The sequence below is a fragment of the Pseudomonas sp. Leaf59 genome, from assembly GCF_920984685.1.
In the GTDB taxonomy this organism is placed as follows: domain Bacteria; phylum Pseudomonadota; class Gammaproteobacteria; order Pseudomonadales; family Pseudomonadaceae; genus Aquipseudomonas.
Genome location: NZ_CAKLBR010000009.1, coordinates 1 through 21,660 on the forward strand (window position 1 = coordinate 1; position 21,660 = coordinate 21,660).

Below are 21,660 nucleotides of genomic sequence, written 5' to 3' on the forward strand. Positions count from 1 at the left end.
AACTCGGGCTGGTCTCGATACTGGATACGATAAACCGACTCAACCGCATAGCCTGAACCGCCGTATACGGAACCGTACGTACGGTGGTGTGAGAGGACGGCGGGAGTAATCCCGCCTCCTACTCGATCCTCACAAAGCTAACCGAGAGCGGCAGTTCGCTGATCTGTTCGATGATTTTTTCTTTGACGGATTCGGCTTGCTCCTTGTTCTCATTTAGCACGGCTAGCGAGTACTCCAAAAGGTCGCGTTCGAAACGCATGGCCTTGAAGTCAGCCTCAGAGACTGTACGGAACAGCGGTTTTATTTCGGCGCGTAGGAATTCCAGCTGGTTGTGATTGAGACTGATCCAAAAGGTTTCTTCTTCCAGCTGCGCCAACGCAGCCGCTGCTTCTTTGATGACGACGGATTCCTTGGGTAACTCCGCAATCTGCAGACGAAGCTTGGTGATTTCTCGCGCAGCGATATCGATATAATCACAGTTGGTGGCTTTCTCTATCTTGTCGAGCCGCAGACCAACTAGCCGTATAGGGAGTGGCAGCTGGGGATTGAGTTCTTTGCCCTTGGGGTTGAGCTTGAAGTATTCGAAGTTGTCCCAGCAATCGAGAATTAGGAATGCTTCTTTCTCGGTGCACCAGGGCTTGGGTTTTCTGGTTTCCAATAGCCTCGTTCCACGGCCGACCATTTGCCAGAACTTAGTATAGGAATACACCGGTTTTGCGAAGACGAGGTTGACGACCTCGCGCACGTCGATGCCGGTATCGAGCATGTCGACGCTGATAGCAATACGCGGCATATCGTTGTTGGTGAATTGGTCGAGCAAGCCGCCTTTGCCATATACGCGGGGGTCGTCCGATATAAGCACCTTAGCCAGCTCGCCGTGGTATTGCGGATAGAGCCTGTCGAAAATTTCCTCGAGGCGCCGGGCATGGGCCTTTGTGGCGCAGAAGAAAATGGTCTTACCCGGGAGAACGCCGTTGGCATCCTTGATGGCTTCCTCCATAAACTCACGGACGATCAGGGTGTTGGTGCCCTTATTGATCACCTGCTTTTCGAGCTGTGAGCCCTCAAAGTTAATTTCTTCAATCTCTTTACCTTGCAGGATCAGCTTTTTTTGGTCTTCCAGCGAAATGGTACGCTTGCTGATGCCTTCCATCTGAAACTTGGTCTGAATCTTCATGACTTGGAAGTTGCAGAGATAAGGTGGCACGTTGTTAACGGCCTCCTCGAAGGTGTAGGCAAAGGTCGGCATGCCGTCTTCACAATGGAATAGCTGGAAGGTATTGTGGTCAATGACGTCAGTCGGTGTAGCCGTCAAACCCAGCGTGATGGTTTTGAAGTAGTCGAGCACTTCGCCGTAGGTGTTGTAGATCGAGCGGTGGCTCTCATCGACAACAATGAAGTCGAAGAAGTGCGGTGACAGGTGCTGTGCGCTATCCCGAATAATGTTGAGCATTGTCGGGTAGGTGGCCACATAGATACGGCGGTCTTTAGCGATGAGCTTTTCGCTCGCGTTGGGCCAACGTGGCTCGTTGGGAAGGTGCTCTTTGAAGGCAGCTAACGCTTGCTCGCGCAGTGCGATGCGATCGACTAGAAACAATACCCTCTCGACATGGCCTGCGCGCATCAGCGCATCGACCATGGCAATGCAGGTTCGGGTTTTGCCAGTGCCGGTGGCCATCACCAGTAGGAAGTCGCGGTTTTTCCGTTCGATGCCTTCGAGTACCGAGCGAATTGCACGGATTTGATAATCACGGCCGGCAATCGAGGTGTTGATGAACTCATGTGTCAACTGTTTACGGTTGCGGCGGATATAGGCGAATCGCTCAAGATCGTCCCTAGTGGGATAACCAACGACCTTACGCGGCGGCGCGTTCCCTAGGTCCCAAAAGTAGGTTTCGTAGCCATTGGTGTAGAAGCAAAACGGCAGCTCACAACCCAACTGTTGCTGGATGTTGTAGCAATACTGTTTGGCTTGTTCGCGGCCTATGGCCGCTTCCTTGCTAGTTTTTTTGGCTTCAATCACAGCCAGGGGTTTGCGGTTTTTACCCAGTAAGACGTAGTCACTGAATTGGTGGCCTTCGTATGGGGGGCGCGGTTTGGTCAATCCTTCAGGTAAGACGGTCAGAATGTCGAACTCTTCGAGCACCTGCGTGAGATCCTTGACGTTCCATCCCGACTGGGCGAGCTGCTGGTCGATCATGTCGGCCCGTGTCTGTGCTTCGGATTTCGACATACCTACCATCCCCATGAGAGGTAAAAGGACTTCTGCCCTGTAATGCTTGTGGCTAAATTTTGTTCATTTGCTTGGCGCAGACTTTCGAGTGTTACGGAACTCTTGAACAGCCCTCCCCACTCGGCCGTTTTGCACAGTTCGGAGTGCTCCAGTTTCTTATTTTGCATTTGCCCATCCTGGCTCACAAGTAGACTTCCCTCATCCGCGATCTTCAATCCAGCACGACCAAAAACTCGGTCGCCAAGGCTATCGGCTGGACATCCCGGACGTTGCGTTGCAACGAAACCAAACCGTAATCCGCCATTAAGCGAAGGGTGCGCGACAGATTCGGCACCTTTCGACCGCTGAGTTCAGCTAGCTCAGTGAGAGATTTCGGTTGCTTTTCATGGATCAGTCGCAGCAAGCGCCGGTTGTCGTCCGACAGTACGGCGGCCAAGGAGGCTAAAGAAGGGAACCAGATGCTCGGTGTCTCTTTTAGCTTTGGTAGCGAACCCTCGTGGCGTCTGATACCGACGATACAGCTCTCCATTGCCAATACTTCCTAATAACGACTAATCGTGAATTGTATCAGTGCCTGATAATGATCGTCGATCAGTGGCACTCCTTTGCCGTAGTCATCCGAATGGGGACATTACTCTTCTTTGAGGGCTAGTTCATAAGCCTTGGAAAAGCTTGTGAGATCTGTACCTAGGACAAGGCATAAGTCACGAAGCTGAACGGTATCGAGCCTCCTTACCCCCCGTTCCACATCACTCATGAATGACTGCGGCCTATCCAGAGCAGCAGAGCACTGAGCTTGAGTCAGTCCTGACTCGACACGTATGCGTTTCAGCACTTGAAGAAAAATGGCGTGCTCACGCCGATAAATAGCTTTGGTCATGGCCGTATCCGGGAAGGTGCGGCCTGCAAAGCTATATCTGCTTTTGGGATATCTGATTTTCAGTTATTTTGTGCTGAACGGATGACTAGGGGATAAGCGATGAGAGTGCTGTGGGAGTTTTTTCGAGTGTTGTGGGCCGTGGGGTGTCTGCCTGTTGGCGCCTTGTTGCTGATTGTGGTGATTCTGTGCGGTTTCAGCCTGCCGTTCTTCTTGGGATTCTCCAGTGGAGCTGACCCCGCTGTTCGGTGGCTATTCTGGGCGCTAGCTTTCTATTTCGTGGGAGGGGCATGGTTATTCTGGTAATCGGGCACTTGCTCGTAACGATGTTGCTGTTCTTACGGCGCTTGGATTCTGCCATCAGCACATTAGAGAGCTGAAGCAACAGGGCGGATTCCGGTCTTCCTCTATCGCGCAAAATACAAGAATGATCACACGCCTCCGTAAAGTGGAAGATACTCATGCTCAGTGACCGCGCGCCGCTAACAATTGCCGCCAACGTGTTGGCAAGCTCCTCCATTCAATCTGTTCTCTGCTCTTCGTCTTATCACGCCCGTGGCTGGCAAATACTTGATCGTTGGGCGTTTAGCTGTCCAGAGCAGCTTCGTAAGCTGGAGGCGGACGGAGAGGTCATCTTGTTGGGAAGATTGTTGGAACAACAGGAAATCGAGCATCAAGTGCTGTGAGTCGCCAGGGACTGGCGGTATCACAAACCCTACCTTGTCCTAGTCTTTCCTTTCCGTATTTAGATAAGTTTTGCACTATTCGGTTACAGCTGGGATGAAAGAGGCATTGGCATTGAGGGGGCGCCATGGGTACGAAAAAAGTACGAATTCAAAACGATTACATAAGCAAAAAGAACGTCATCCGTCAGCAGCTGAGGATACGGCGATTGGATGGCGAGAAAGACGGTAGAGCGACAGCTAGGATTTACCGAATTGCCCCTAGCCTTGAGTGACTTTCTGACACAGAGCTAGGAGGTAAGCAGCATGCGTGCACGCTTGACGTTGATACCTGGCTAGGCCTTCATCCTGGAGGCGGTGGATGACCTGCAGCCACTGATCCGCCGTCCATCCAATTTCTGCTCCGGCAATGCGTGGAACTAGTGGGTATACGCCCGTAATGTTGCTGTCAGGAGCTGTTAGCAGGTGCAGCAAAGCAACTTTGTCCTCTGTGGTGCAATTCAGTAAACGTGGGGAGCGCCAAAAATTCTGGTCCCGAATGGTTCGTTGTCTACTCATGCTCACTGCTCCCGGTGCAAAGGAGATGAATCCAGCCAGGACAGGTCATTGTCGCGCTTCCACCTGTGATTTCTTTGTGGGTCTCCCTGTGCGTTTCGGATGTAAAAAAGGTGCGATGACGGTGGCTGAATCTCGACTCTCGGTGTTGCCGGTGCGCATCCAAGTTCTCAGATCACCCAGTCTCCATCTCAATCTTGACAGTCCCGGTACAGGCTCAAGCCCCGGCAGTTTGCGCTGACGGACCGTAAGCACGCTGAAGCCTGTCATCGCCGCAACTTCAACCACGCCAATCAGAACGTCGTCGCCAAGCTTCTGTATTTTCTGGATGGTTTCATAATCTACTGTCATCGCTTTATCGCTCGATTGATCTGGTGAGGCCAGCTTTTGCCAATCAGACGCTCAATCACTAGGACAGCTTTTTAACAGATGAAAGGTTTTCTGAACGACGGGGCCGCAATAAGAGGCGATTGCTGACCCGGCAACAGTGCCTCGTAGACCTATGCTGGGTTCGCGCGGGCGTGTTGCAAGATCAGTGGTCAGCTCCAAGCTGACCACTGAGAATTAGCCATAGGTCTGATCAAGCCAGCTTTGCCGCGAGCTCTTCTGCGGTGATGTTGTAGTAACGCTTCAGCATGTTCACCTCCCGATGGCCCGTCACGCTGGCGAGCTCGATCAAATTCGGCAGCTTGGTCGCAAGCCTACATGTCGCTTCATGCCGCAGATCGTGAAAGCGTAAATTGATCAGGAAGTCTTCCTGAGGCGTTACCTGCGCCGCCCCGCAATCCCCCAGGTATTTCAGCCTCGCTCGCTCCATGCCTCGCACGAAGGCCTTCTTGAGAGCGTCGGTGGTGGTGGGGAAGACTCGACCGCACAGCGAGCGCGGCAAGTCCTTCAGCAGCTGAATAGCCTTTGGTGAAAGCGGGACGGTTCTGGGCAGTCCGTTCTTAGTCGCTGGAAGGTGCGCGGTTCTGCGATCCAGGTTCACATGCTTCCAGCGCAGCTCGAAAATCTCGCCACGGCGCATGGCTGTCTCAATCGCCAGTTGGACCATGGGCCGTATCCAGGGATTGTGTGAGGCATCGGCGTAGGTCCCATCAGCGCGTCGCTCACGGAGCTCTAACGCGCCGAGCATGTATTGCTCTTCAATGGGGTCCAGTCGTCGCGAGCGTTCGTCGTTGTAGCTTGGACGGCTAACCATCCTGACCGGGTTCTCGGCAAGGTGAATTCCCCACTCGCGGCGAGCGACCTCAATCACACACTGAAACAACGCAAGCTCACGCTTCACCGTGTTGCCTTTGCGAATCTTCAGGCGCTCGTCACGGTAGCGAGCAAAATCTGAAGAGGTGAGGGTAGCGACGATACGCGTCGCCAGCGGATGACGCTTGAGCGCTTCCAGGCGTTTGATTTCCGAATAGGCGCCTTTGTGCTTCGGAGCGATCTCGGATATGTAGCGATCAATGAGTTGATGAAAGGCGGTGCGCTCAGCCTCGACGCGAGAGACAAAAATACCCCGGTCGATTTCGCTTTCGATCATGCGTGCCCAGGCTTGGGCGTCTGATTTGGTTTCGAAGGTTTTGCGCTTGGCCGGGTAGCCCTTACGGCGGATTTGCGCTTCCCACTGATACTCGCCGCGATTCCTGATTGTTGCCATTTCGACCATTCCCGCCACTTTTGAGTGTGGCAAATTTGTGGAAAAAACGACTTTCAGGACTAGGACAGGTTTCTGTCAGGAGCGCTATCCCCTTGTAATACAAGGGAAAGAAGATGGTGCACCCGGCGGGATTCGAACCCACGACCCCTGCCTTCGGAGGGCAGTACTCTATCCAGCTGAGCTACGGATGCTTGTGCGGGCGCCATCATACCCATGTCGACCTTGGGCGTCCATGCTGGGTTTGGCCGCTGGATCGTAGGAAACCCTTCCGCCAGGGCTCTGCAGCGGGGGCCGGTGGTCGATGGGGTGGAACGCTGTTCTCACACGCTGATCAGACTCACCGAAAACGCGGGCGCTTTTCGTTCTTTTTTTCGAACAGACTATTGCCCTGTACCCCCATTGCTCCTAGGATTCGTTTGAGATTTCAAACGCTCTGTCTCCCGTGCGCCGTTTCACTCACGTTGCGCGCTGGGGCTGATTTCCCTGACGGCAGCCCACAAGGCGCCTTTCTACAACTCTAATTCGCTCCGCGTGCGCGCGGTGCTGTTAAGGAAAGCCGACATGCAGCTCAAAGATACCCAGTTGTTCCGCCAGCAAGCCTTTATCGATGGGGCTTGGGTCGACGCGGACAACGGTCAAACCATCAAGGTCAATAACCCGGCCACGGGCGAGATTCTCGGCACCGTGCCGAAGATGGGCGCCGCGGAAACCCGCCGTGCCATCGAGGCCGCCGACAAGGCGCTGCCGGCCTGGCGTGCCCTTACCGCCAAGGAGCGCGCGAACAAGCTGCGCCGCTGGTTCGAGCTGCTGATCGAAAATCAGGACGACCTCGCTCGCCTGATGACCTTCGAGCAGGGCAAGCCGCTGGCCGAGGCCAAGGGCGAGATCGTCTACGCCGCGTCCTTTATCGAGTGGTTTGCCGAAGAGGCCAAGCGTATCTATGGCGATGTGATTCCCGGCCACCAGCCCGACAAGCGCCTGATCGTGATCAAGCAGCCTATCGGCGTGACCGCTGCCATTACCCCGTGGAACTTCCCGGCCGCGATGATCACCCGTAAAGCCGGCCCGGCCCTGGCCGCCGGTTGCACCATGGTGATCAAGCCGGCGTCGCAAACGCCGTTCTCGGCCCTGGCTCTGGTTGAGCTGGCGCACCGTGCCGGTATCCCGAACGGTGTGCTGAGTGTGGTCACCGGCAGCGCCGGCGACATCGGCGGTGAGCTGACCAGCAACCCGATCGTGCGTAAATTGTCGTTCACCGGCTCCACCGAAATCGGTCGCCAGCTGATGGCTGAATGCGCCAAGGACATCAAGAAAGTGTCCCTGGAGCTGGGCGGCAACGCACCGTTTATCGTGTTCGATGACGCTGACCTGGATAAGGCCGTCGAAGGCGCGATCATCTCCAAGTACCGCAACAATGGGCAGACCTGTGTCTGCGCCAACCGCCTGTACATTCAGGATTCGGTGTACGACGCGTTCGCCGAAAAACTTAAAGTGGCCGTGGCCAAATTGAAGATCGGCAACGGCCTGCAAGACGGCACCACCACCGGCCCGCTGATCGACGAAAAAGCCGTGGCCAAGGTCAAGGAGCACATCGCTGATGCCCTGAGCAAAGGCGCGAAGCTGTTGGCCGGTGGCAAGGCGATGGAAGGCAATTTCTTCGAGCCAACCATTTTGGTCGATGTGCCGAAGAATGCCGCCGTGGCGAAGGAAGAAACCTTCGGCCCGCTGGCGCCGCTGTTCCGCTTCAAAGACGAAGCCGAAGTGATCGCGATGTCCAACGACACCGAGTTCGGCCTGGCGTCCTACTTCTATGCCCGCGACCTGGGCCGTGTGTTCCGCGTGGCTGAAGCGTTGGAATACGGCATGGTCGGCGTCAACACCGGGTTGATCTCCAACGAAGTGGCGCCGTTCGGCGGCATCAAGGCGTCGGGCCTGGGCCGTGAAGGCTCCAAGTACGGGATCGAGGATTACCTGGAAATCAAATACCTCTGCCTGGGCATCTAAGCCCCGGTTTGGCATTGCAGTAAACGCAAAGGGCACGAGAGCGCTGACCCTTTGCGTGTTTCACACCGTTATTCGCAGTGGCCGGGAACGCTGTGGCAGTCGATCATCGCATGCTGCCGCAGTGGCTTCCCCGCCACGTATTTCCTTGCACAGCGCCACCCGATGAGTGGCGAATGAGGACTTTATGAGCAAGACCAACGCTTCCCTGATGAAACGCCGCGAAGCCGCTGTACCGCGCGGTGTTGGCCAGATTCACCCGATCTTCGCCGAGTCCGCGAAGAATGCCACCGTGACCGACGTTGAAGGTCGCGAGTTCATCGACTTCGCCGGCGGTATCGCCGTGCTGAACACCGGCCACGTGCACCCGAAAATCATCGCCGCCGTGACCGAGCAACTGAACAAGCTGACGCACACCTGCTTCCAGGTATTGGCGTACGAGCCGTACGTGGAGCTGTGTGAAAAAATCAACGCCAAGGTGCCGGGGGATTTCGCCAAGAAAACCCTGTTGGTCACTACCGGTTCCGAAGCCGTTGAGAACGCCGTGAAGATCGCCCGCGCCGCCACCGGCCGTGCCGGCGTGATCGCCTTCACCGGCGCTTACCACGGCCGCACCATGATGACCCTGGGCCTCACCGGCAAAGTCGTGCCGTACTCGGCCGGTATGGGCCTGATGCCCGGCGGCGTGTTCCGCGCGTTGTTCCCGAACGAACTGCACGGTGTGAGCGACGACGACGCCATCGCCAGCATCGAGCGCATCTTCAAGAACGATGCCGAGCCGCGTGATATCGCCGCCATCATCATCGAGCCGGTGCAGGGCGAGGGCGGTTTCTATGTTGCGCCCAAGTCCTTCATGAGGCGCCTGCGCGAACTGTGCGACAAGCACGGCATCCTGCTGATCGCCGACGAAGTGCAAACCGGCGCTGGCCGTACCGGCACCTTCTTCGCCATGGAACAGATGGGCGTTGCCGCCGACCTGACCACCTTCGCCAAGTCCATCGCCGGCGGTTTCCCGCTGGCCGGTGTGTGCGGCAAGGCTGAATACATGGACGCCATCGCTCCGGGCGGCCTGGGCGGCACCTACGCCGGCAGCCCGATTGCCTGCGCGGCTGCGCTGGCGGTAATGGACGTGTTCGAGGAAGAGCACCTGCTGGACCGTTGCAAAGCGGTGGGTGAGCGTTTGGTGACCGGCCTCAAGGCGATTCAGGCCAAGTACCCGGTGATCGGTGAAGTGCGCGCCCTGGGCGCGATGATCGCGCTGGAACTGTTCGAAGACGGCGACAGCCACAAGCCGAACGCTGCAGCGGTCGCCGCCGTGGTGGCCAAGGCGCGGGACAAGGGCTTGATCCTGCTGTCCTGCGGCACCTACGGCAACGTGTTGCGCGTGCTGGTACCGCTGACCTCGCCGGACGAGCAACTGGACAAGGGCCTTGCGATCATCGAAGAGTGTTTCTCCGAGCTCTAAGCATCTGATTACACAGATGAACCCTTGTGGGAGGGGGCTTGCTCCCGATAGCGGTCTATCAGCCAACAAATAGAGGGCTGACACACCGCTATCGGGAGCAGGCCCCCTCCCACATTTATTTTGTGCCTGGCATCACATTAGTCGGCGATCACGCGGTTTTTGCCCAGGCGCTTGGCCTCGTACATGGCGGCGTCGGCGCGGGCGAACAGGCTGTCGAGGGTCGAGTCGCTTGCGCGCAGGCTCGCCAGGCCCTGGCTGACCGTCACGTTGAAAGCGCGGCCGTCATAACTGAAGCTCAGCGCCTGGATCTCTCTGCCCAGGCGCTGCGCCACCTGCAGCGCCATCTCCGGTGCGCAACCGGGCAGCACTGCGGCGAACTCTTCGCCTCCAATGCGTCCGAACAGGTCGCCACGGCGCAATACTCCTCGGCCGCTTTCGGCGATACGCCGCAGCACCTGATCGCCCTCCAGGTGGCCGTACGTGTCGTTGATGTCCTTGAAGTCATCGATGTCCAGCAACAGGAACGCCAGCGGCGCGCCCTGGGCACAAGCGACGTCGAAGGCCTGGTTGGCGCATTCGAAAAAGTGCCGGCGGTTGCTGCTCTGGGTCAGTACGTCGGTAGTGGCCAGGCGGTGCAACTCCAGCTCCAACTGCTTCTTTTCGGTGATGTCCTCGGCGATGCCCACCACGATCAGCGGTTTATCGGGATCGGCCTGCTGATTGATGTAGCACTTGTCGCAGAGCCAGCGAATTTGCCCGTCGGCGGTGATGATGCGGTATTCACGGTCTTCCACGGCGCCAGTGGTCAGCACGCGGGACAGGCTCTGTTCGGCGTAGTCGAGGTCTTCGGGGTGAATGCTGTTGCGCCATTCGCGGTGGTCGGCGAGCAGCAGGCTTGCCGCTCTTCCAAAAACACGCTCGTAGGCCGGGCTCACATAGAGCACGCGACGTGTTTCCCAGTCGACAGCCCACAGCACCGCATTCACGCTCACCAGCAGTGAGCTCAGCAACTTCTCGCGCTCACTCAGACGCTCGACTTCACCCTGCGCATGCATCAGCGCAAGCAGGGTGGCAGCCGCCGCCGGGCGGGGCGGTTCAGCGGTTGGAAGGTCAGGCGAAAGGGGCTTTTCGTGAACCATCGGCACAACTCTCTCTGGGCGCGCCGCAAGGTGGAACAGCGGTCACAACAAGGGGCCACCATGATGGCGAAGTGTTCTTTGAGAGAGGGTAAATGCGTCGAAGTTCCATGAACGGCACGGATTGTCGGTGCCCGGAAAATGACGTCAGAAACAGGATAAGTGGGAGGGCGGACCCTCCCACGGTACCGTCAGACCGTCGCGGGACGCAGCGAGTAGGTTTTCAATTGGTGGGCAAAATCGCGCAGCGACTGGATACCGCTGGCCTCGGCCTCGTGCACCCATTCCTTGATCGCCGCCAGCATGTCATGACCGTTCGAGCTGGTCTTGAGCCAGATCTGTTGCAGCGCCAGACGCTTCTCGTAGATCACTTTCAGGGCCTGGCTGTGTTCCAGCAGGCTCTGGATGCGCAGGTGATGGCGATCGTCCAGCAGGCTGGTTTCACGGGACAGCAGGCGCTTGGCGCGATGGAATTGGTGGCGCACCGAATGGTCGACCCTCGCCAGCTCCTGCTTGACCAGCGGGCCGATCACCAGCTTGCGGTACTGGGCCATGATCTGGAAGCGGTTGTTGAGGATCGCCATGGCGGTGTCCATGTCCAGATGGCCCTTGCCTTCGACGCGATGGGCAATCGGCGCAACCCGCTGCACCTTGGCCAGACGCAGGAAGCTGAACACCTTGATCCAGGCCCAGCCCATGTCGAACTCCCACTTTTTCACCGACAGCTTGGCGGAGTTGGGGTAGGTGTGATGGTTGTTATGCAGCTCTTCGCCGCCAACGATGATGCCCCATGGCACAAGGTTGGTGGCGGCGTCGCGGCATTCGAAGTTGCGATAGCCCACGGCGTGACCCAGACCGTTGATGACGCCGGCGGCCCAGAACGGAATCCACATCATCTGGATCGCCCAGATGGTGATGCCGATGGTGCCGAACAGCAGCAGGTCGATCACGCCCATGATCGCCACGCCCAGCAGCGGGTAGGGCGTGTAGAGCTTGCGTTCGATCCAGTCGTCCGGGCAGTTCTTGCCGTAGATGCGCAGGGTTTCCGGGTTTTCCGCTTCGGCGCGGTACAGCTCGGCGCCCTTGCGCATGACGGTGGACAGGCCCTTGATCACCGGGCTGTGCGGGTCATCGACGGTTTCGCACTTGGCGTGGTGCTTGCGGTGGATGGCGGTCCACTCGCGGGTGTTCTGCGCCGTGGTCAGCCACAGCCAGAGACGGAAGAAGTGTTTCAGGCCGGCATTGAGCTCCAGGGAGCGATGGGCTGAATAGCGATGCAGATAAACCGTGACCCCGACAATGGTCACGTGGGTCATCAACAGGGTGACTGCCACCAGTTGCCAGGCTGACAGATCGAGAAAACCGTTGTACCACATAGGCTGTATGGCCCTCAGATAAAGAAAAGAACAGCTCACGCATTATCACTAAGCCTACACAGAAAACCAGACACCCTTTCAGATAGGAGTGACTGGATGTTTCTTATTCTATAATCCGTAACCTTTGTAGGGCGATGCTGTTTTTTGGGTAAGGATTACTGGGCATATGCTGTTTTCGTACCGAGGTGCCCTGCTGACGGGGCTGGTCTACCTGTTGGTTTCCATCGCGTGGCTGCTGTTCAGCCCCCTTTTATTGATCAACTTTCTCGATGAACCACCGGCATTGCAGTACGGTTTTCCGGTGAGCGGCTCTATATGGGTGGCGCTGAGTGCGCTGCTGATCTGCCTGATCTGCGCCCGCGCTGCCCGTACCAACCGTCTGCTGCGCCCCTTGAAGGAAAACCGCGAGCGTCTGCGCCAGGCTGCCGCTGTGTTCGATTGCACCCGTGAAGGCGTGTTGGTCACCGATAGCGCGGGCCAGATCGTGCATGTCAATCGCGCCTTTATCACCATCACCGGCTACCGCCGCGAGGAGGTGCTGGGGCGGCAACCGAGCCTGTTCAAGTCCGGGCACCATTCGTCGAATTTTTACCGGCAGATGTTCCAGACCCTCGAACTAGAGGGTGAATGGAGCGGCGAAATCTGGAACCGGCGCAAAAGCGGCGAGATTTATCCACAGTGGCAAACCATCCGGGTCATCCATGACGACGACGGCCATGTCAGCCATTACGTCGCGGTGTTTTCCGATATCAGTGCCATCAAGGACTCCGAGCACGAACTGGCGCACCTGGCCCATCACGACCCGCTGACCGACCTGCCCAACCGCCTGCTGTTCAGCGACCGCGCCGAACAGGCGCTGGCGTCGGCGCAGGTGCACAAACGTGGCTGTGCGTTACTGCTGCTGGACCTGGACCACTTCAAGATCATCAACGACAGCCTTGGCCACAACGTCGGTGACCAGTTGCTCAAGCACGTGGGCGAGCGCCTGGCGGGCCTGTTCGGCCCCGGCGTGACCCTGGCGCGCCTGGGCGGGGATGAGTTCGCCGTGCTGGCGGAAAACTGTCCACAGGTGACCCAGGCGGCAGCCCTGGCGCACCGCATGCTCGCGGCGATGAAGGATCCGTTCGTGTTCGATGGCAACCAGCTGTTTATCAGCGCGAGCATTGGCATCAGCCTGTTCCCCGGCGATGCCCTGAGCGCCGAACAACTGCTGCGCAACGCCGATTCGGCGCTGTTCAAGGCCAAGAGCGCGGGTCGCGAAGGCTTCGCGCTGTACACCGAAGAGCTCACCGCCCACGCGCAAAGCCGGGTGGAAATCGCCGGCGAGTTGCGGCGCGCCCTCGACCGCGACGAACTGCGCGTCTACTACCAGCCGGTGCACAACCTGCAGGACGGCCGCCTGATCGGTGTCGAAGCGCTGGTGCGCTGGCAACACCCGGAGCGCGGCCTGGTGCCGCCCGGCGAATTCATCCCCATCGCCGAGCGTACCGGGCTGATTGCCGATATCGACGGGTGGGTGATGCTCCAGGCCTGTCGGCAGATGTGCCGATGGCTGGCCGAGGGCAGGCCGCTGGGGTTCATGGCGGTCAACGTCTCCAGCCGGCTGTTCGCCCGGCGCGAGCTGTACGAACACGTGGCGCGGGTGCTGCACGACACCGGCCTGAACCCGGCTTTCCTGGAGTTAGAGGTCACCGAAAGCGCGGTGATGGACGACCCGGACATGGCCCTGGAACAGCTGCACCGCCTGCGCGAACTGGGCCTGCGCCTGGCCATCGATGACTTCGGAACCGGATATTCTTCCCTGCTGCGCCTCAAGCGCCTGCCGGTGCACAAACTCAAGATCGACAAGGGTTTCGTCGCCGGGTTGCCGGAGGATGACTATGACGTTGCCATCGTACGCGTGGTGATCGCCCTGGCCAAAAGCATGGGCATGCAGGTGCACGCCGAAGGCATCGAGCAGGCGGAGCAGGCCCGCTTCCTGCTGGACCAGGAATGCGACATGGGGCAGGGGTACTGGTTTGGCAAGCCCAAGCCGGCCACAGATATCGAATGGTCAAACTCCCTCGCGATTCGAACTTGAAACCCAGTCGACTGTGGGAGGGGGCTTGCTCCCGATTGCGGTTTACCAGTTGGCACATTGATCAGCTGATCCGCCGCCATCGGGAGCAAGCCCCCTCCCACGATTGCATCTTCGTTCGAATTGAATTTTTAGTTATATAAACATTCTTAAATAGTATTTTTAAGAATATCCGCGCTTATCTACTATCGCTCCCACGCCGCAAGCAGTTCCGCCACTGCCAGGCACTATTCATTTCAGGAGCGAGACCATGAGCGCATCTCTTCGTAGCGTCGACGGCCAGGACGAAGCAGCCATTTTGCGTGAGATCCAGAGCGCGCTGCGCGACCTGCGGTTCGGCGCGGTGGAAATCACTGTGCACAACGCACAGGTGGTACAGATCGAACGTAAAGAGAAATTCCGTTTGCAGAACCCGGGTAACAAACCGAGCTAGGCAGCCACGGCGATTCGCAACACCCGCAACCATAAGAAAAAGCCAACACCCAGAATTCTAGGAGCTTCCATGTCGTCGATTCGCCGTTATGCCCTGGCCGCGCTGGCCAGTGCCGTGTTTGCCGGTTCCGCCGTTGCCAAGGACTACGAGTTGCTCAACGTCTCGTACGACCCTACCCGTGAGCTGTATCAGGACTACAACGCGGAGTTCACCAACTTCTGGAAGCAGTCCCACCCCGGCGACACCGTCAAGATCCAGCAATCCCACGGCGGTTCGGGCAAGCAGGGCCGTGCTGTGATCGACGGCCTGCGCGCCGACGTGGTGACCCTGGCCCTGGCCGGCGACATCGACGAAATTGCAAAATTGGGCAAAACCCTGCCGGAAAACTGGCAGACCCGCCTGCCGGACGCGAGCACGCCGTACACCTCGACCATCGTGTTCCTGGTGCGCAAGGGCAATCCCAAGGGCATCAAGGACTGGGGCGACCTGATCAAGAAAGACGTGTCGGTGATCACGCCGAACCCGAAAACCTCCGGCGGTGCGCGCTGGAACTTCCTCGCCGCCTGGGCCTATGGCCTCAAGGCCGGTGGCAGCGAAGCCAAGGCCCAGGAATACGTGAAGGAACTGTTCAAACACGTGCCGATCCTCGACACCGGGGCGCGTGGCTCGACCATCACCTTCGTCAACAACGGTCAGGGTGACGTGTTGCTGGCCTGGGAAAACGAAGCGTTCCTGGCGCTGAAAGAAGACGGCGGCGCCGACAAGTTCGACATCGTCGTGCCGTCCCTGTCGATCCTCGCCGAACCACCGGTGGCCGTGGTCGACAAGAACGCCGAGAAAAAGGGCAACACCGAGATCGCCACCGAATACCTCAAGCACCTGTACAGCCCGGCTGGTCAGGAGATTGCGGCGAAGAACTTCTACCGCCCACGCGATGAAAAAGTCGCCGCCCAATACGCCAAGCAGTTCCCCAAACTGGACCTGGTGACTATCGACAAAGACTTCGGCGGCTGGAAAACTGCCCAACCGAAATTCTTCAACGACGGTGGCGTGTTCGACCAGATCTACACGGCGCAATAAACATACCGGCCTCCCTGTGGAATGCGGCCTGCTCCCACAAAAACTCATTCCTGCAGTGGTATCTACCCTTTAACCAAGGACTCTCATGTCGCGTCGTATCTCCCCCGTCATACCCGGCTTCGGGCTGACGCTGGGCTACACCGTGGTGTACCTCAGCCTGATTGTGCTCATCCCCCTGGCGGCGATGTTCGTCCACGCCGCTCAACTCACCTGGGATCAGTTCTGGGCCATCATCTCCGCTCCGCGCGTGCTGGCGGCGTTGAAACTGAGCTTCAGCACCGCGCTCTACGCCGCGCTGATCAACGGTGTGATCGGCACGCTGCTGGCTTGGGTGCTGGTGCGTTACACCTTCCCCGGTCGCAAGATCATCGATGCGATGATCGACTTGCCGTTCGCCCTGCCCACCGCCGTGGCCGGTATCGCGCTCACCGCGCTGTACACGCCGACCGGCCTGGTCGGGCAGTTCGCTGCCGACCTGGGCTTCAAGATCGCCTACACGCCCCTGGGCATCACCCTGGCGCTGACCTTCGTCACCCTGCCCTTCGTGGTGCGCACGGTGCAGCCGGTACTCGCCGACATCCCCCGGGAGATCGAAGAAGCCGCCGCCTGCCTGGGCGCCAAGCCGCTGCAGGTGTTCCGCTACATCCTCGTGCCCGCGCTGCTGCCGGCCTGGCTTACCGGCTTTGCGCTGGCGTTTGCCCGAGGCGTGGGTGAGTACGGTTCGGTGATCTTCATCGCCGGCAACATGCCGATGAAGACCGAAATCCTGCCGCTGCTGATCATGGTCAAGCTCGACCAGTACGACTACCGCGGTGCCACCTCCATCGGTGTGCTGATGCTGGTGGTTTCCTTTGTGTTGCTGCTGCTGATCAACTTGCTGCAGCGGCGCATCGAACGTCCATAAGGAGGCGCGGAACATGTCCCAATCGTCTATTTCCGCCGCGTCCTCGGCCAATGCGGCCCGGCGTGGCAGCGCGGTGTCGCGGCGTATCCTGATCGGCCTTGGCTGGCTGGTGTTTGCGCTGTTTTTGCTGTTGCCGCTGTTTATCGTGGTGTCCCAGGGCCTGAAGAACGGCCTCGGCGCGTTCTTCGCGGCCATCCTCGAACCCGACGCGCTGTCGGCGCTGAAACTCACGGTGATCGCCGTGGCGATTTCGGTGCCGCTCAACGTGGTGTTCGGCGTCAGCGCGGCCTGGTGCGTGAGCAAGTACTCGTTCCGTGGCAAGAGCATCCTGGTGACGCTGATCGACTTGCCGTTCTCGGTATCGCCGGTGATCGCGGGCCTCGTCTACGTGCTGATGTTCGGCGCCCAGGGCTTCTTCGGGCCGTGGTTGCAGGAGCACGATATTCAGATCGTGTTCGCGTTGCCCGGCATCGTGCTGGCGACCATTTTTGTCACGGTGCCGTTCGTGGCCCGTGAGCTGATCCCGCTGATGCAGGAGCAGGGCACCCAGGAAGAGGAGGCCGCGCGCCTGCTCGGCGCCAATGGCTGGCAGATGTTCTGGCACGTGACCGTGCCGAACATCAAATGGGGCCTGATCTACGGCGTGGTGCTGTGTACTGCGCGGGCCATGGGCGAATTCGGCGCGGTGTCGGTGGTGTCCGGGCACATTCGCGGCGTCACCAACACCCTGCCGCTGCACGTCGAGATTCTCTACAACGAATACAACCACGTTGCCGCGTTTGCGGTGGCCAGCCTGTTGCTGATCCTGGCGCTCTTCATCCTGCTGCTCAAGCAGTGGAGCGAGAACCGTATCAACCGCCTGCGCAACAGCGCCGGTGAGGAATAAGTCATGTCGATCGAAGTCCGTAATGTCAGCAAGAACTTCAACGCTTTCAAGGCCCTGAACAGCATCAATCTGGACATCCAGAGTGGCGAGCTGGTGGCGTTGCTGGGCCCGTCCGGCTGCGGCAAGACCACCTTGCTGCGCATCATTGCCGGGCTGGAAACCCCGGATGACGGCAGCATCGTGTTCCACGGCGAAGACGTCTCCGGCCACGATGTGCGCGATCGCAACGTCGGCTTTGTGTTCCAGCACTACGCGCTGTTCCGCCACATGACCGTGTTCGACAACGTCGCCTTCGGCCTGCGCATGAAACCGAAAAACCAGCGCCCGAATGAAAGCCAGATCGCCGCCAAGGTTCACGAGCTGCTGAACATGGTGCAGCTCGATTGGCTGTCGGATCGCTACCCGGAACAACTCTCCGGCGGCCAGCGCCAGCGCATCGCCCTGGCGCGCGCGTTGGCGGTCGAGCCCAAGGTGCTGCTGCTGGATGAGCCGTTCGGCGCCCTCGACGCCAAGGTACGTAAAGAGCTGCGCCGCTGGCTGGCGCGCCTGCACGAAGACATCAACCTGACCTCGGTGTTCGTGACCCACGACCAGGAAGAGGCGATGGAAGTCGCCGACCGCATCGTGGTGATGAACAAGGGCGTGATCGAGCAGATCGGCTCACCGGGTGAAGTCTACGAAAATCCGGCCAGCGATTTTGTGTATCACTTCCTTGGTGACTCCAACCGCCTGCACCTGGGCGAAGACCAGCACGTGCTGTTCCGCCCGCATGAGGTGTCGCTGTCACGCCATGAGCTGGAGGATCACCACGCGGCCGAGGTGCGCGATATTCGCCCGCTGGGCGCGACTACGCGGGTGACGTTGAAGGTCGAAGGCCAGAGCGAGCTGATCGAAGCCGAAGTGGTGAAAGACCACGACAGCCTCACCGGCCTGGCCCGTGGCGAGACGTTATTCTTCAAACCCAAGGTCTGGCAAAAAGCCTGACAACCCCGCCATACCCAATGTGAAAATCGGGCCAATGTGGGAGGGGGCTTGCTCCCGATAGCGGTGTATCAGCCACCTGTTCAGCAGCTGACCCACTGCCATCGGGAGCAAGCCCGCTCCCACATTCAGATTTCGCTCGGTTTTAGATCACGGCGTGCCATTGGCCCGGAGCGCGCTTCGATCTGCTGTTTCAGCTCGCGTCGCAACCCCAGCAAAAACGCCGCCTCCGCCACCACGAACAACGGCCCCACAATCAGCCCCGACACATCATCCACAAACGCGGGCTTGCGGCCTTCGTAGTAGTGCCCGACAAACTGAATCACCCAGCCCACCACGAACAGACCGATGCCGCTGCTCAGCCACACCAGCGTGCTCTGCGCGGCCAGCGCGTGCCCGGCCCACACCGACAAGCCCATCAGCACCGTCATCAGCACGCCCAGGGCCAGTTCCAGGCGCAGGTAAAACCACGCCGAAAACAACGCCACGATCACCGCGGGTGAAATCCACAGACCGCCGACTGTCCATTCGGGGCGCGACAGCAGTACGGCCACCGCCACCACAATCAACGGAATACCGATGAAGTGGCTGGCGATATTGCGTGGGTCGCGGTGATAGGCGGCGTATTGGCTGAGGTGGTCGACGAGGCTTTTCATTGTTGTTCCTCCTGTTGGAGGCTTGAGCATAACCTACGAGCCGCGATAGGTAGAGAACCCGTAAGGGCTCAGCAACAGCGGGATGTGGTAATGCTGGTCGGCCTGCTTGACCTGGAAAATCACCGGGACTTCCGGGAAAAACGTCTCGCGGCTGGCCTTTTTGTAATAGTCGCCAGTCTTGAATACCACGCGGTATTCACCCGGCGTCATGCTGCGGTTGGCGGGGAACAGTTCGGCGATGCGCCCTTGCGGGTTGGTGACGCCCGCAGACAGCGATTGCCATTGATCGCCCACGTGCTGCTCCAGGGTGACGTTCACGCCGGCACTCGGCAGGCCGTTTTCCAGGTTGAGCACATGTACGCTCAACGGGTTGCCGTCGGCCTGGGCCAGGGTGCACAGGCCGCTGAGGCTGAGGGCGGCGAGGGTCATGCTGAGGGTTTTCATCGAGAAGTCCTTTTGAGGGAGTTGGAATCAGAGGGAAGTTTTCAGGCCCAGTTGCTCGGCGGCCTGTAGTGCGCAGGACTCGTCCTGGGCTGCGCCGCCGGCACCGGCAACGCCCAGCGCGCCGACCAGCTCAGCGTCGGCGAACAACGGCACGCCGCCACCGAGCAACAGCAACTCGGGCAAGCTGTTAAGGTTGGCGGCTTCGGGGTTGTTGCGCGCCCGTTCGGCAAACAGCCGGGTCGGCGTTTTGGTCGACAGCGCGGTGTACGCCTTGCGCTGGCTGGCGAGGCTGTTATGCGGCCCGACGCCGTCCGCCCGCAGACCCAGCAGCAGGTTGCCGCCACGGTCGAGTACGGTCAGCGCGGCGCTGCAATGGGTGAGGCTCGCATCGGCCAGTTGGCGCGCGGTGTGCAAATCCAGCGTGGCGTAGCGGGGCAGTTGCGGCGTCGCCAGGGCTGCGGTGCAGACGGCGAGGCTGAGGAACAGGGCAGTGCGATGCATGGTGATGGCTCCAGAAAGCAGGCCGTCACGGTAGCCAGTGAACGTGGTCAGAAGCCGCACAATTTGATGACAGGTTTGTAATCAAACCCAGAGGTAAGGCATGCAGGTGTTGTTAGTGGAAGACCAGCCCGAGCTGGCGCAGCGTATGGCCCAGGGCTTGAGCGAAGCGGGCTTCGGCGTGGAAGTCGCGGCCAACGGCATGGCGGCGCAGCGGTTTGTGGAAAGCACCGTGTACGACCTGGTGATCCTGGATGTGATGCTGCCCGGGCTGAACGCCTGGAAGCTGCAGCAGGCCATTCGGCAGCGCGGCGACACGCCGGTACTGTTCCTGACCACGCCGGGCGGGATCGAAGATCGCCTGCGCGGGTTGGAGTTGCATGAGGATGACTACCTGCTCAAACCGTTCGAGGCCAGGACGTTGGTGGCGCGGGTGAGGAAGCTGTTGCGGCGTGATCGCGGGCGGTGAATGCCTGGGCCATGGCTATCGGGAGCAAGCCCCCTCCCACATTTGACTGTATTCACAAAGCTGAACAGGGGAAAACTTGCTCCCCACTTGAATGTGTTCACAGATCACACTGTGGGAGGGGGCTTGCTCCCGATGGGGCCCCCAAAAACACCCCACATCCCCCTACCGCAACCCATCCCTGAACTGCCCCGGCGTGATCCCCGTCCAGCGCTTGAACGCCCGGCTGAAACTGCTGGTGTCGGCAAACCCCAGCAGATGACTGATCTCAGCCAATGAGCACTGCGGATCGCGCAAATGCTGCAGCGCCAGATTCTCCCGGCATTCATTGAGCAGCGCATCAAAGCGACACCCCTCATCCGCCAGATGCCGCTGCAGGCTGCGCAGGCTCAAGTGCAGCGCCTGGGCAATGCGCTCGGCGCCCGGCTCGCCGTCGGGCAACTGCGCCTCGATGGCGGCGCGTACCTTGCGCTCCCAGGTCAGCGGTTGCAGTTGCGCCAGGGTGCGCTTGAGCACGGTTTCGTTGTGTTCGGCCAGCTCCGGGTTGGCGTCGTCCAGGTGGCTGTCGAAATCGTGGGCGGCGAACTCCAGACGGTCCTCCTCAGCGCCAAAAAACACGGGTGCGCGGAACACCGTGTGCCACGGGCCGGCATCGGCCGGTTCGGCACGGCGCAGGTACACGGCCAACGGCGCATAGTCGCGGCCCAGACGGTTGCGGCAGGTGCGCACATAGATCGCCGCAAACGCATCGATGGCTTCCGGTGCCGGTGCCGGGCTGCCTTCGGGTTGCAGCAGACGAAAGCTGTAGTGATCGCCGTGACGGGTCAACTCCAGGCTCAGCGCATCGCTGACCACCTGGTGATAACGCACGATGCGCTCGAACACCTCACGCAGACTGCCGCTGGCCACCAGTGCGTAACCCAGCGCGTGAAACGTGGTGGGACTGACAAACCGCGACACCCGCAAACCAATCGCCGGGTCACCGCTGGCCTGCACCGCCAGCGCCCACAGGCGCGTGGTGGCCGACAGCGGATAACGCGCATTGGGGTCGTCCATCTGCTGCGGGTCGAGCCCGGCCTGCACGCACAGCGCGGCGCTGTCGAGGCCCAGGGCATCGAGCTGCTTGCGCAGGGCGCGGGTCCAACTGGCGAGGGACGTGGGTTCGGTCATGGCGATTGGCGCTTGCGGTCAACAGGTTGGCGTGTGGGGCTGATGCCCTGACGTACCGCGTGAGTCAGGATACATCCATCAATAA

Annotated in this window: 21 protein-coding genes and 1 tRNA gene; 10 read left to right on the top strand and 12 right to left on the bottom strand. The window is 59.5% G+C overall.

The features are described from left to right. Positions 1-118: 118 nt before the first annotated feature. The 3 genes from LUB09_RS11780 to LUB09_RS11790 all read right to left on the bottom strand — a co-directional run bounded on the left by LUB09_RS11780 (position 119) and on the right by LUB09_RS11790 (position 3,113). Entirely contained in the window at positions 119-2,233 is a 2,115-nt protein-coding gene (locus tag LUB09_RS11780) for a type I restriction endonuclease subunit R (protein ID WP_231422641.1), read from the bottom strand. 211 nt (positions 2,234-2,444) lie between these two features. Beyond that, positions 2,445-2,762, bottom strand: coding sequence for an HVO_A0114 family putative DNA-binding protein (locus tag LUB09_RS11785; RefSeq protein ID WP_231422642.1), 318 nt, complete (start codon positions 2,760-2,762; stop codon positions 2,445-2,447). 102 nt (positions 2,763-2,864) lie between these two features. After that, entirely contained in the window at positions 2,865-3,113 is a 249-nt protein-coding gene (locus LUB09_RS11790; protein ID WP_231422643.1) for a helix-turn-helix domain-containing protein, read from the bottom strand. 458 nt (positions 3,114-3,571) lie between these two features. Between LUB09_RS11790 and LUB09_RS11795 the strand changes: the two genes are divergently transcribed. Beyond that, the gene (locus LUB09_RS11795) at positions 3,572-3,796 is read left to right on the top strand and encodes a hypothetical protein (RefSeq protein WP_231422644.1); all 225 of its coding nucleotides are present in this window, start codon (positions 3,572-3,574) and stop codon (positions 3,794-3,796) included. Between the two features lie 600 nt (positions 3,797-4,396). On the opposite strand, the gene LUB09_RS11800 is transcribed toward LUB09_RS11795, so the two are convergent. The 3 genes from LUB09_RS11800 to LUB09_RS11810 all read right to left on the bottom strand — a co-directional run bounded on the left by LUB09_RS11800 (position 4,397) and on the right by LUB09_RS11810 (position 6,193). Then, a complete protein-coding gene (locus tag LUB09_RS11800; RefSeq protein ID WP_231422645.1) occupies positions 4,397-4,699 on the bottom strand; it encodes a hypothetical protein in 303 nt (100 codons plus the stop codon). Positions 4,700-4,928: 229 nt separating this feature from the next. Continuing rightward, the gene (locus tag LUB09_RS11805) at positions 4,929-6,011 is read right to left on the bottom strand and encodes a site-specific integrase (RefSeq protein WP_231422646.1); all 1,083 of its coding nucleotides are present in this window, start codon (positions 6,009-6,011) and stop codon (positions 4,929-4,931) included. Between the two features lie 105 nt (positions 6,012-6,116). Beyond that, positions 6,117-6,193, bottom strand: a tRNA-Arg gene (locus tag LUB09_RS11810). Between the two features lie 370 nt (positions 6,194-6,563). Here LUB09_RS11810 and gabD point away from each other — a divergent pair. After that, positions 6,564-8,006 carry an NADP-dependent succinate-semialdehyde dehydrogenase gene (gene gabD / locus LUB09_RS11815; RefSeq protein WP_231422647.1) on the top strand — a complete coding sequence of 481 codons (1,443 nt, stop codon included), beginning with the start codon at positions 6,564-6,566 and terminating at the stop codon, positions 8,004-8,006. A 184-nt stretch (positions 8,007-8,190) separates the two neighbouring features. Next, positions 8,191-9,468: a 4-aminobutyrate--2-oxoglutarate transaminase gene (gabT, locus tag LUB09_RS11820; RefSeq protein WP_231422648.1), complete on the top strand. Its 1,278-nt coding sequence runs from the start codon at positions 8,191-8,193 to the stop codon at positions 9,466-9,468. A 137-nt stretch (positions 9,469-9,605) separates the two neighbouring features. Here gabT and LUB09_RS11825 read toward each other — a convergent pair whose 3' ends face one another. Both LUB09_RS11825 and desA read right to left on the bottom strand, forming a co-directional pair. Continuing rightward, positions 9,606-10,607 carry a GGDEF domain-containing protein gene (locus tag LUB09_RS11825; protein ID WP_231422649.1) on the bottom strand — a complete coding sequence of 334 codons (1,002 nt, stop codon included), beginning with the start codon at positions 10,605-10,607 and terminating at the stop codon, positions 9,606-9,608. A 188-nt stretch (positions 10,608-10,795) separates the two neighbouring features. Next, positions 10,796-11,980, bottom strand: a complete 1,185-nt coding sequence (gene desA / locus LUB09_RS11830) for a delta-9 fatty acid desaturase DesA (protein WP_209987164.1) — start codon at positions 11,978-11,980, stop codon at positions 10,796-10,798. A 166-nt stretch (positions 11,981-12,146) separates the two neighbouring features. Here desA and dibA point away from each other — a divergent pair, with 166 nt between their 5' ends. From dibA to LUB09_RS11860, 6 genes are all read left to right on the top strand, one after another. Then, positions 12,147-14,060 carry a phosphodiesterase DibA gene (gene dibA, locus LUB09_RS11835; protein WP_231422650.1) on the top strand — a complete coding sequence of 638 codons (1,914 nt, stop codon included), beginning with the start codon at positions 12,147-12,149 and terminating at the stop codon, positions 14,058-14,060. A gap of 247 nt (positions 14,061-14,307) precedes the next feature. Continuing rightward, positions 14,308-14,490: a sulfur starvation response protein OscA gene (gene oscA / locus LUB09_RS11840; RefSeq protein WP_003170956.1), complete on the top strand. Its 183-nt coding sequence runs from the start codon at positions 14,308-14,310 to the stop codon at positions 14,488-14,490. 69 nt (positions 14,491-14,559) lie between these two features. Next, positions 14,560-15,570: a sulfate ABC transporter substrate-binding protein gene (locus LUB09_RS11845; RefSeq protein WP_231422651.1), complete on the top strand. Its 1,011-nt coding sequence runs from the start codon at positions 14,560-14,562 to the stop codon at positions 15,568-15,570. Between the two features lie 85 nt (positions 15,571-15,655). Continuing rightward, on the top strand, positions 15,656-16,474 hold the full coding sequence (gene cysT, locus LUB09_RS11850) for a sulfate ABC transporter permease subunit CysT (protein ID WP_159953615.1): 819 nt from the start codon (positions 15,656-15,658) through the stop codon (positions 16,472-16,474). Between the two features lie 13 nt (positions 16,475-16,487). Beyond that, a complete protein-coding gene (cysW, locus tag LUB09_RS11855) occupies positions 16,488-17,360 on the top strand; it encodes a sulfate ABC transporter permease subunit CysW (protein ID WP_209987174.1) in 873 nt (290 codons plus the stop codon). Positions 17,361-17,363: 3 nt separating this feature from the next. Beyond that, positions 17,364-18,344 (top strand): sulfate/molybdate ABC transporter ATP-binding protein, encoded by a 981-nt coding sequence (locus LUB09_RS11860; RefSeq protein ID WP_209987177.1) that lies wholly within the window; start codon positions 17,364-17,366, stop codon positions 18,342-18,344. Between the two features lie 125 nt (positions 18,345-18,469). Here the strand turns inward: LUB09_RS11860 and LUB09_RS11865 are convergent, their stop codons facing one another. Genes LUB09_RS11865 through LUB09_RS11875 form a run of 3 tightly spaced genes read right to left on the bottom strand, consistent with a single transcriptional unit; the run spans position 18,470 to position 19,942 of the window. Further along, positions 18,470-18,997, bottom strand: a complete 528-nt coding sequence (locus tag LUB09_RS11865) for an Mpo1 family 2-hydroxy fatty acid dioxygenase (RefSeq protein ID WP_231422652.1) — start codon at positions 18,995-18,997, stop codon at positions 18,470-18,472. A 33-nt stretch (positions 18,998-19,030) separates the two neighbouring features. Then, positions 19,031-19,441 (bottom strand): hydroxyisourate hydrolase, encoded by a 411-nt coding sequence (uraH, locus tag LUB09_RS11870; protein WP_231422653.1) that lies wholly within the window; start codon positions 19,439-19,441, stop codon positions 19,031-19,033. Positions 19,442-19,468: 27 nt separating this feature from the next. Then, positions 19,469-19,942: a GlcG/HbpS family heme-binding protein gene (locus tag LUB09_RS11875; protein WP_209987186.1), complete on the bottom strand. Its 474-nt coding sequence runs from the start codon at positions 19,940-19,942 to the stop codon at positions 19,469-19,471. A gap of 100 nt (positions 19,943-20,042) precedes the next feature. Here LUB09_RS11875 and LUB09_RS11880 point away from each other — a divergent pair, with 100 nt between their 5' ends. Next, positions 20,043-20,408: a response regulator gene (locus LUB09_RS11880; RefSeq protein ID WP_209987189.1), complete on the top strand. Its 366-nt coding sequence runs from the start codon at positions 20,043-20,045 to the stop codon at positions 20,406-20,408. A 162-nt stretch (positions 20,409-20,570) separates the two neighbouring features. On the opposite strand, the gene LUB09_RS11885 is transcribed toward LUB09_RS11880, so the two are convergent. Then, positions 20,571-21,575: an AraC family transcriptional regulator gene (locus tag LUB09_RS11885; protein ID WP_209987191.1), complete on the bottom strand. Its 1,005-nt coding sequence runs from the start codon at positions 21,573-21,575 to the stop codon at positions 20,571-20,573. Between the last annotated feature and the right edge of the window lie 85 nt (positions 21,576-21,660).

What these genes read in the sequence shown, in the direction of transcription:
- cysT (WP_159953615.1), top strand. Translation starts at nt 15,656, where the DNA reads ATGTCGCGTCGTATCTCCCCCGTCATACCCGGCTTCGGGCTGACGCTG.
- LUB09_RS11885 (WP_209987191.1), bottom strand. Translation starts at nt 21,575, where the DNA reads ATGACCGAACCCACGTCCCTCGCCAGTTGGACCCGCGCCCTGCGCAAG.
- LUB09_RS11780 (WP_231422641.1), bottom strand. Translation starts at nt 2,233, where the DNA reads ATGTCGAAATCCGAAGCACAGACACGGGCCGACATGATCGACCAGCAG.
- LUB09_RS11800 (WP_231422645.1), bottom strand. Translation starts at nt 4,699, where the DNA reads ATGACAGTAGATTATGAAACCATCCAGAAAATACAGAAGCTTGGCGAC.
- LUB09_RS11860 (WP_209987177.1), top strand. Translation starts at nt 17,364, where the DNA reads ATGTCGATCGAAGTCCGTAATGTCAGCAAGAACTTCAACGCTTTCAAG.
- oscA (WP_003170956.1), top strand. Translation starts at nt 14,308, where the DNA reads ATGAGCGCATCTCTTCGTAGCGTCGACGGCCAGGACGAAGCAGCCATT.
- LUB09_RS11825 (WP_231422649.1), bottom strand. Translation starts at nt 10,607, where the DNA reads ATGGTTCACGAAAAGCCCCTTTCGCCTGACCTTCCAACCGCTGAACCG.
- cysW (WP_209987174.1), top strand. Translation starts at nt 16,488, where the DNA reads ATGTCCCAATCGTCTATTTCCGCCGCGTCCTCGGCCAATGCGGCCCGG.
- LUB09_RS11845 (WP_231422651.1), top strand. Translation starts at nt 14,560, where the DNA reads ATGTCGTCGATTCGCCGTTATGCCCTGGCCGCGCTGGCCAGTGCCGTG.
- desA (WP_209987164.1), bottom strand. Translation starts at nt 11,980, where the DNA reads ATGTGGTACAACGGTTTTCTCGATCTGTCAGCCTGGCAACTGGTGGCA.
- dibA (WP_231422650.1), top strand. Translation starts at nt 12,147, where the DNA reads ATGCTGTTTTCGTACCGAGGTGCCCTGCTGACGGGGCTGGTCTACCTG.
- LUB09_RS11790 (WP_231422643.1), bottom strand. Translation starts at nt 3,113, where the DNA reads ATGACCAAAGCTATTTATCGGCGTGAGCACGCCATTTTTCTTCAAGTG.
- LUB09_RS11865 (WP_231422652.1), bottom strand. Translation starts at nt 18,997, where the DNA reads ATGAAAAGCCTCGTCGACCACCTCAGCCAATACGCCGCCTATCACCGC.
- LUB09_RS11805 (WP_231422646.1), bottom strand. Translation starts at nt 6,011, where the DNA reads ATGGTCGAAATGGCAACAATCAGGAATCGCGGCGAGTATCAGTGGGAA.
- LUB09_RS11795 (WP_231422644.1), top strand. Translation starts at nt 3,572, where the DNA reads ATGCTCAGTGACCGCGCGCCGCTAACAATTGCCGCCAACGTGTTGGCA.
- gabD (WP_231422647.1), top strand. Translation starts at nt 6,564, where the DNA reads ATGCAGCTCAAAGATACCCAGTTGTTCCGCCAGCAAGCCTTTATCGAT.
- uraH (WP_231422653.1), bottom strand. Translation starts at nt 19,441, where the DNA reads ATGAAAACCCTCAGCATGACCCTCGCCGCCCTCAGCCTCAGCGGCCTG.
- LUB09_RS11880 (WP_209987189.1), top strand. Translation starts at nt 20,043, where the DNA reads ATGCAGGTGTTGTTAGTGGAAGACCAGCCCGAGCTGGCGCAGCGTATG.
- LUB09_RS11875 (WP_209987186.1), bottom strand. Translation starts at nt 19,942, where the DNA reads ATGCATCGCACTGCCCTGTTCCTCAGCCTCGCCGTCTGCACCGCAGCC.
- gabT (WP_231422648.1), top strand. Translation starts at nt 8,191, where the DNA reads ATGAGCAAGACCAACGCTTCCCTGATGAAACGCCGCGAAGCCGCTGTA.
- LUB09_RS11785 (WP_231422642.1), bottom strand. Translation starts at nt 2,762, where the DNA reads ATGGAGAGCTGTATCGTCGGTATCAGACGCCACGAGGGTTCGCTACCA.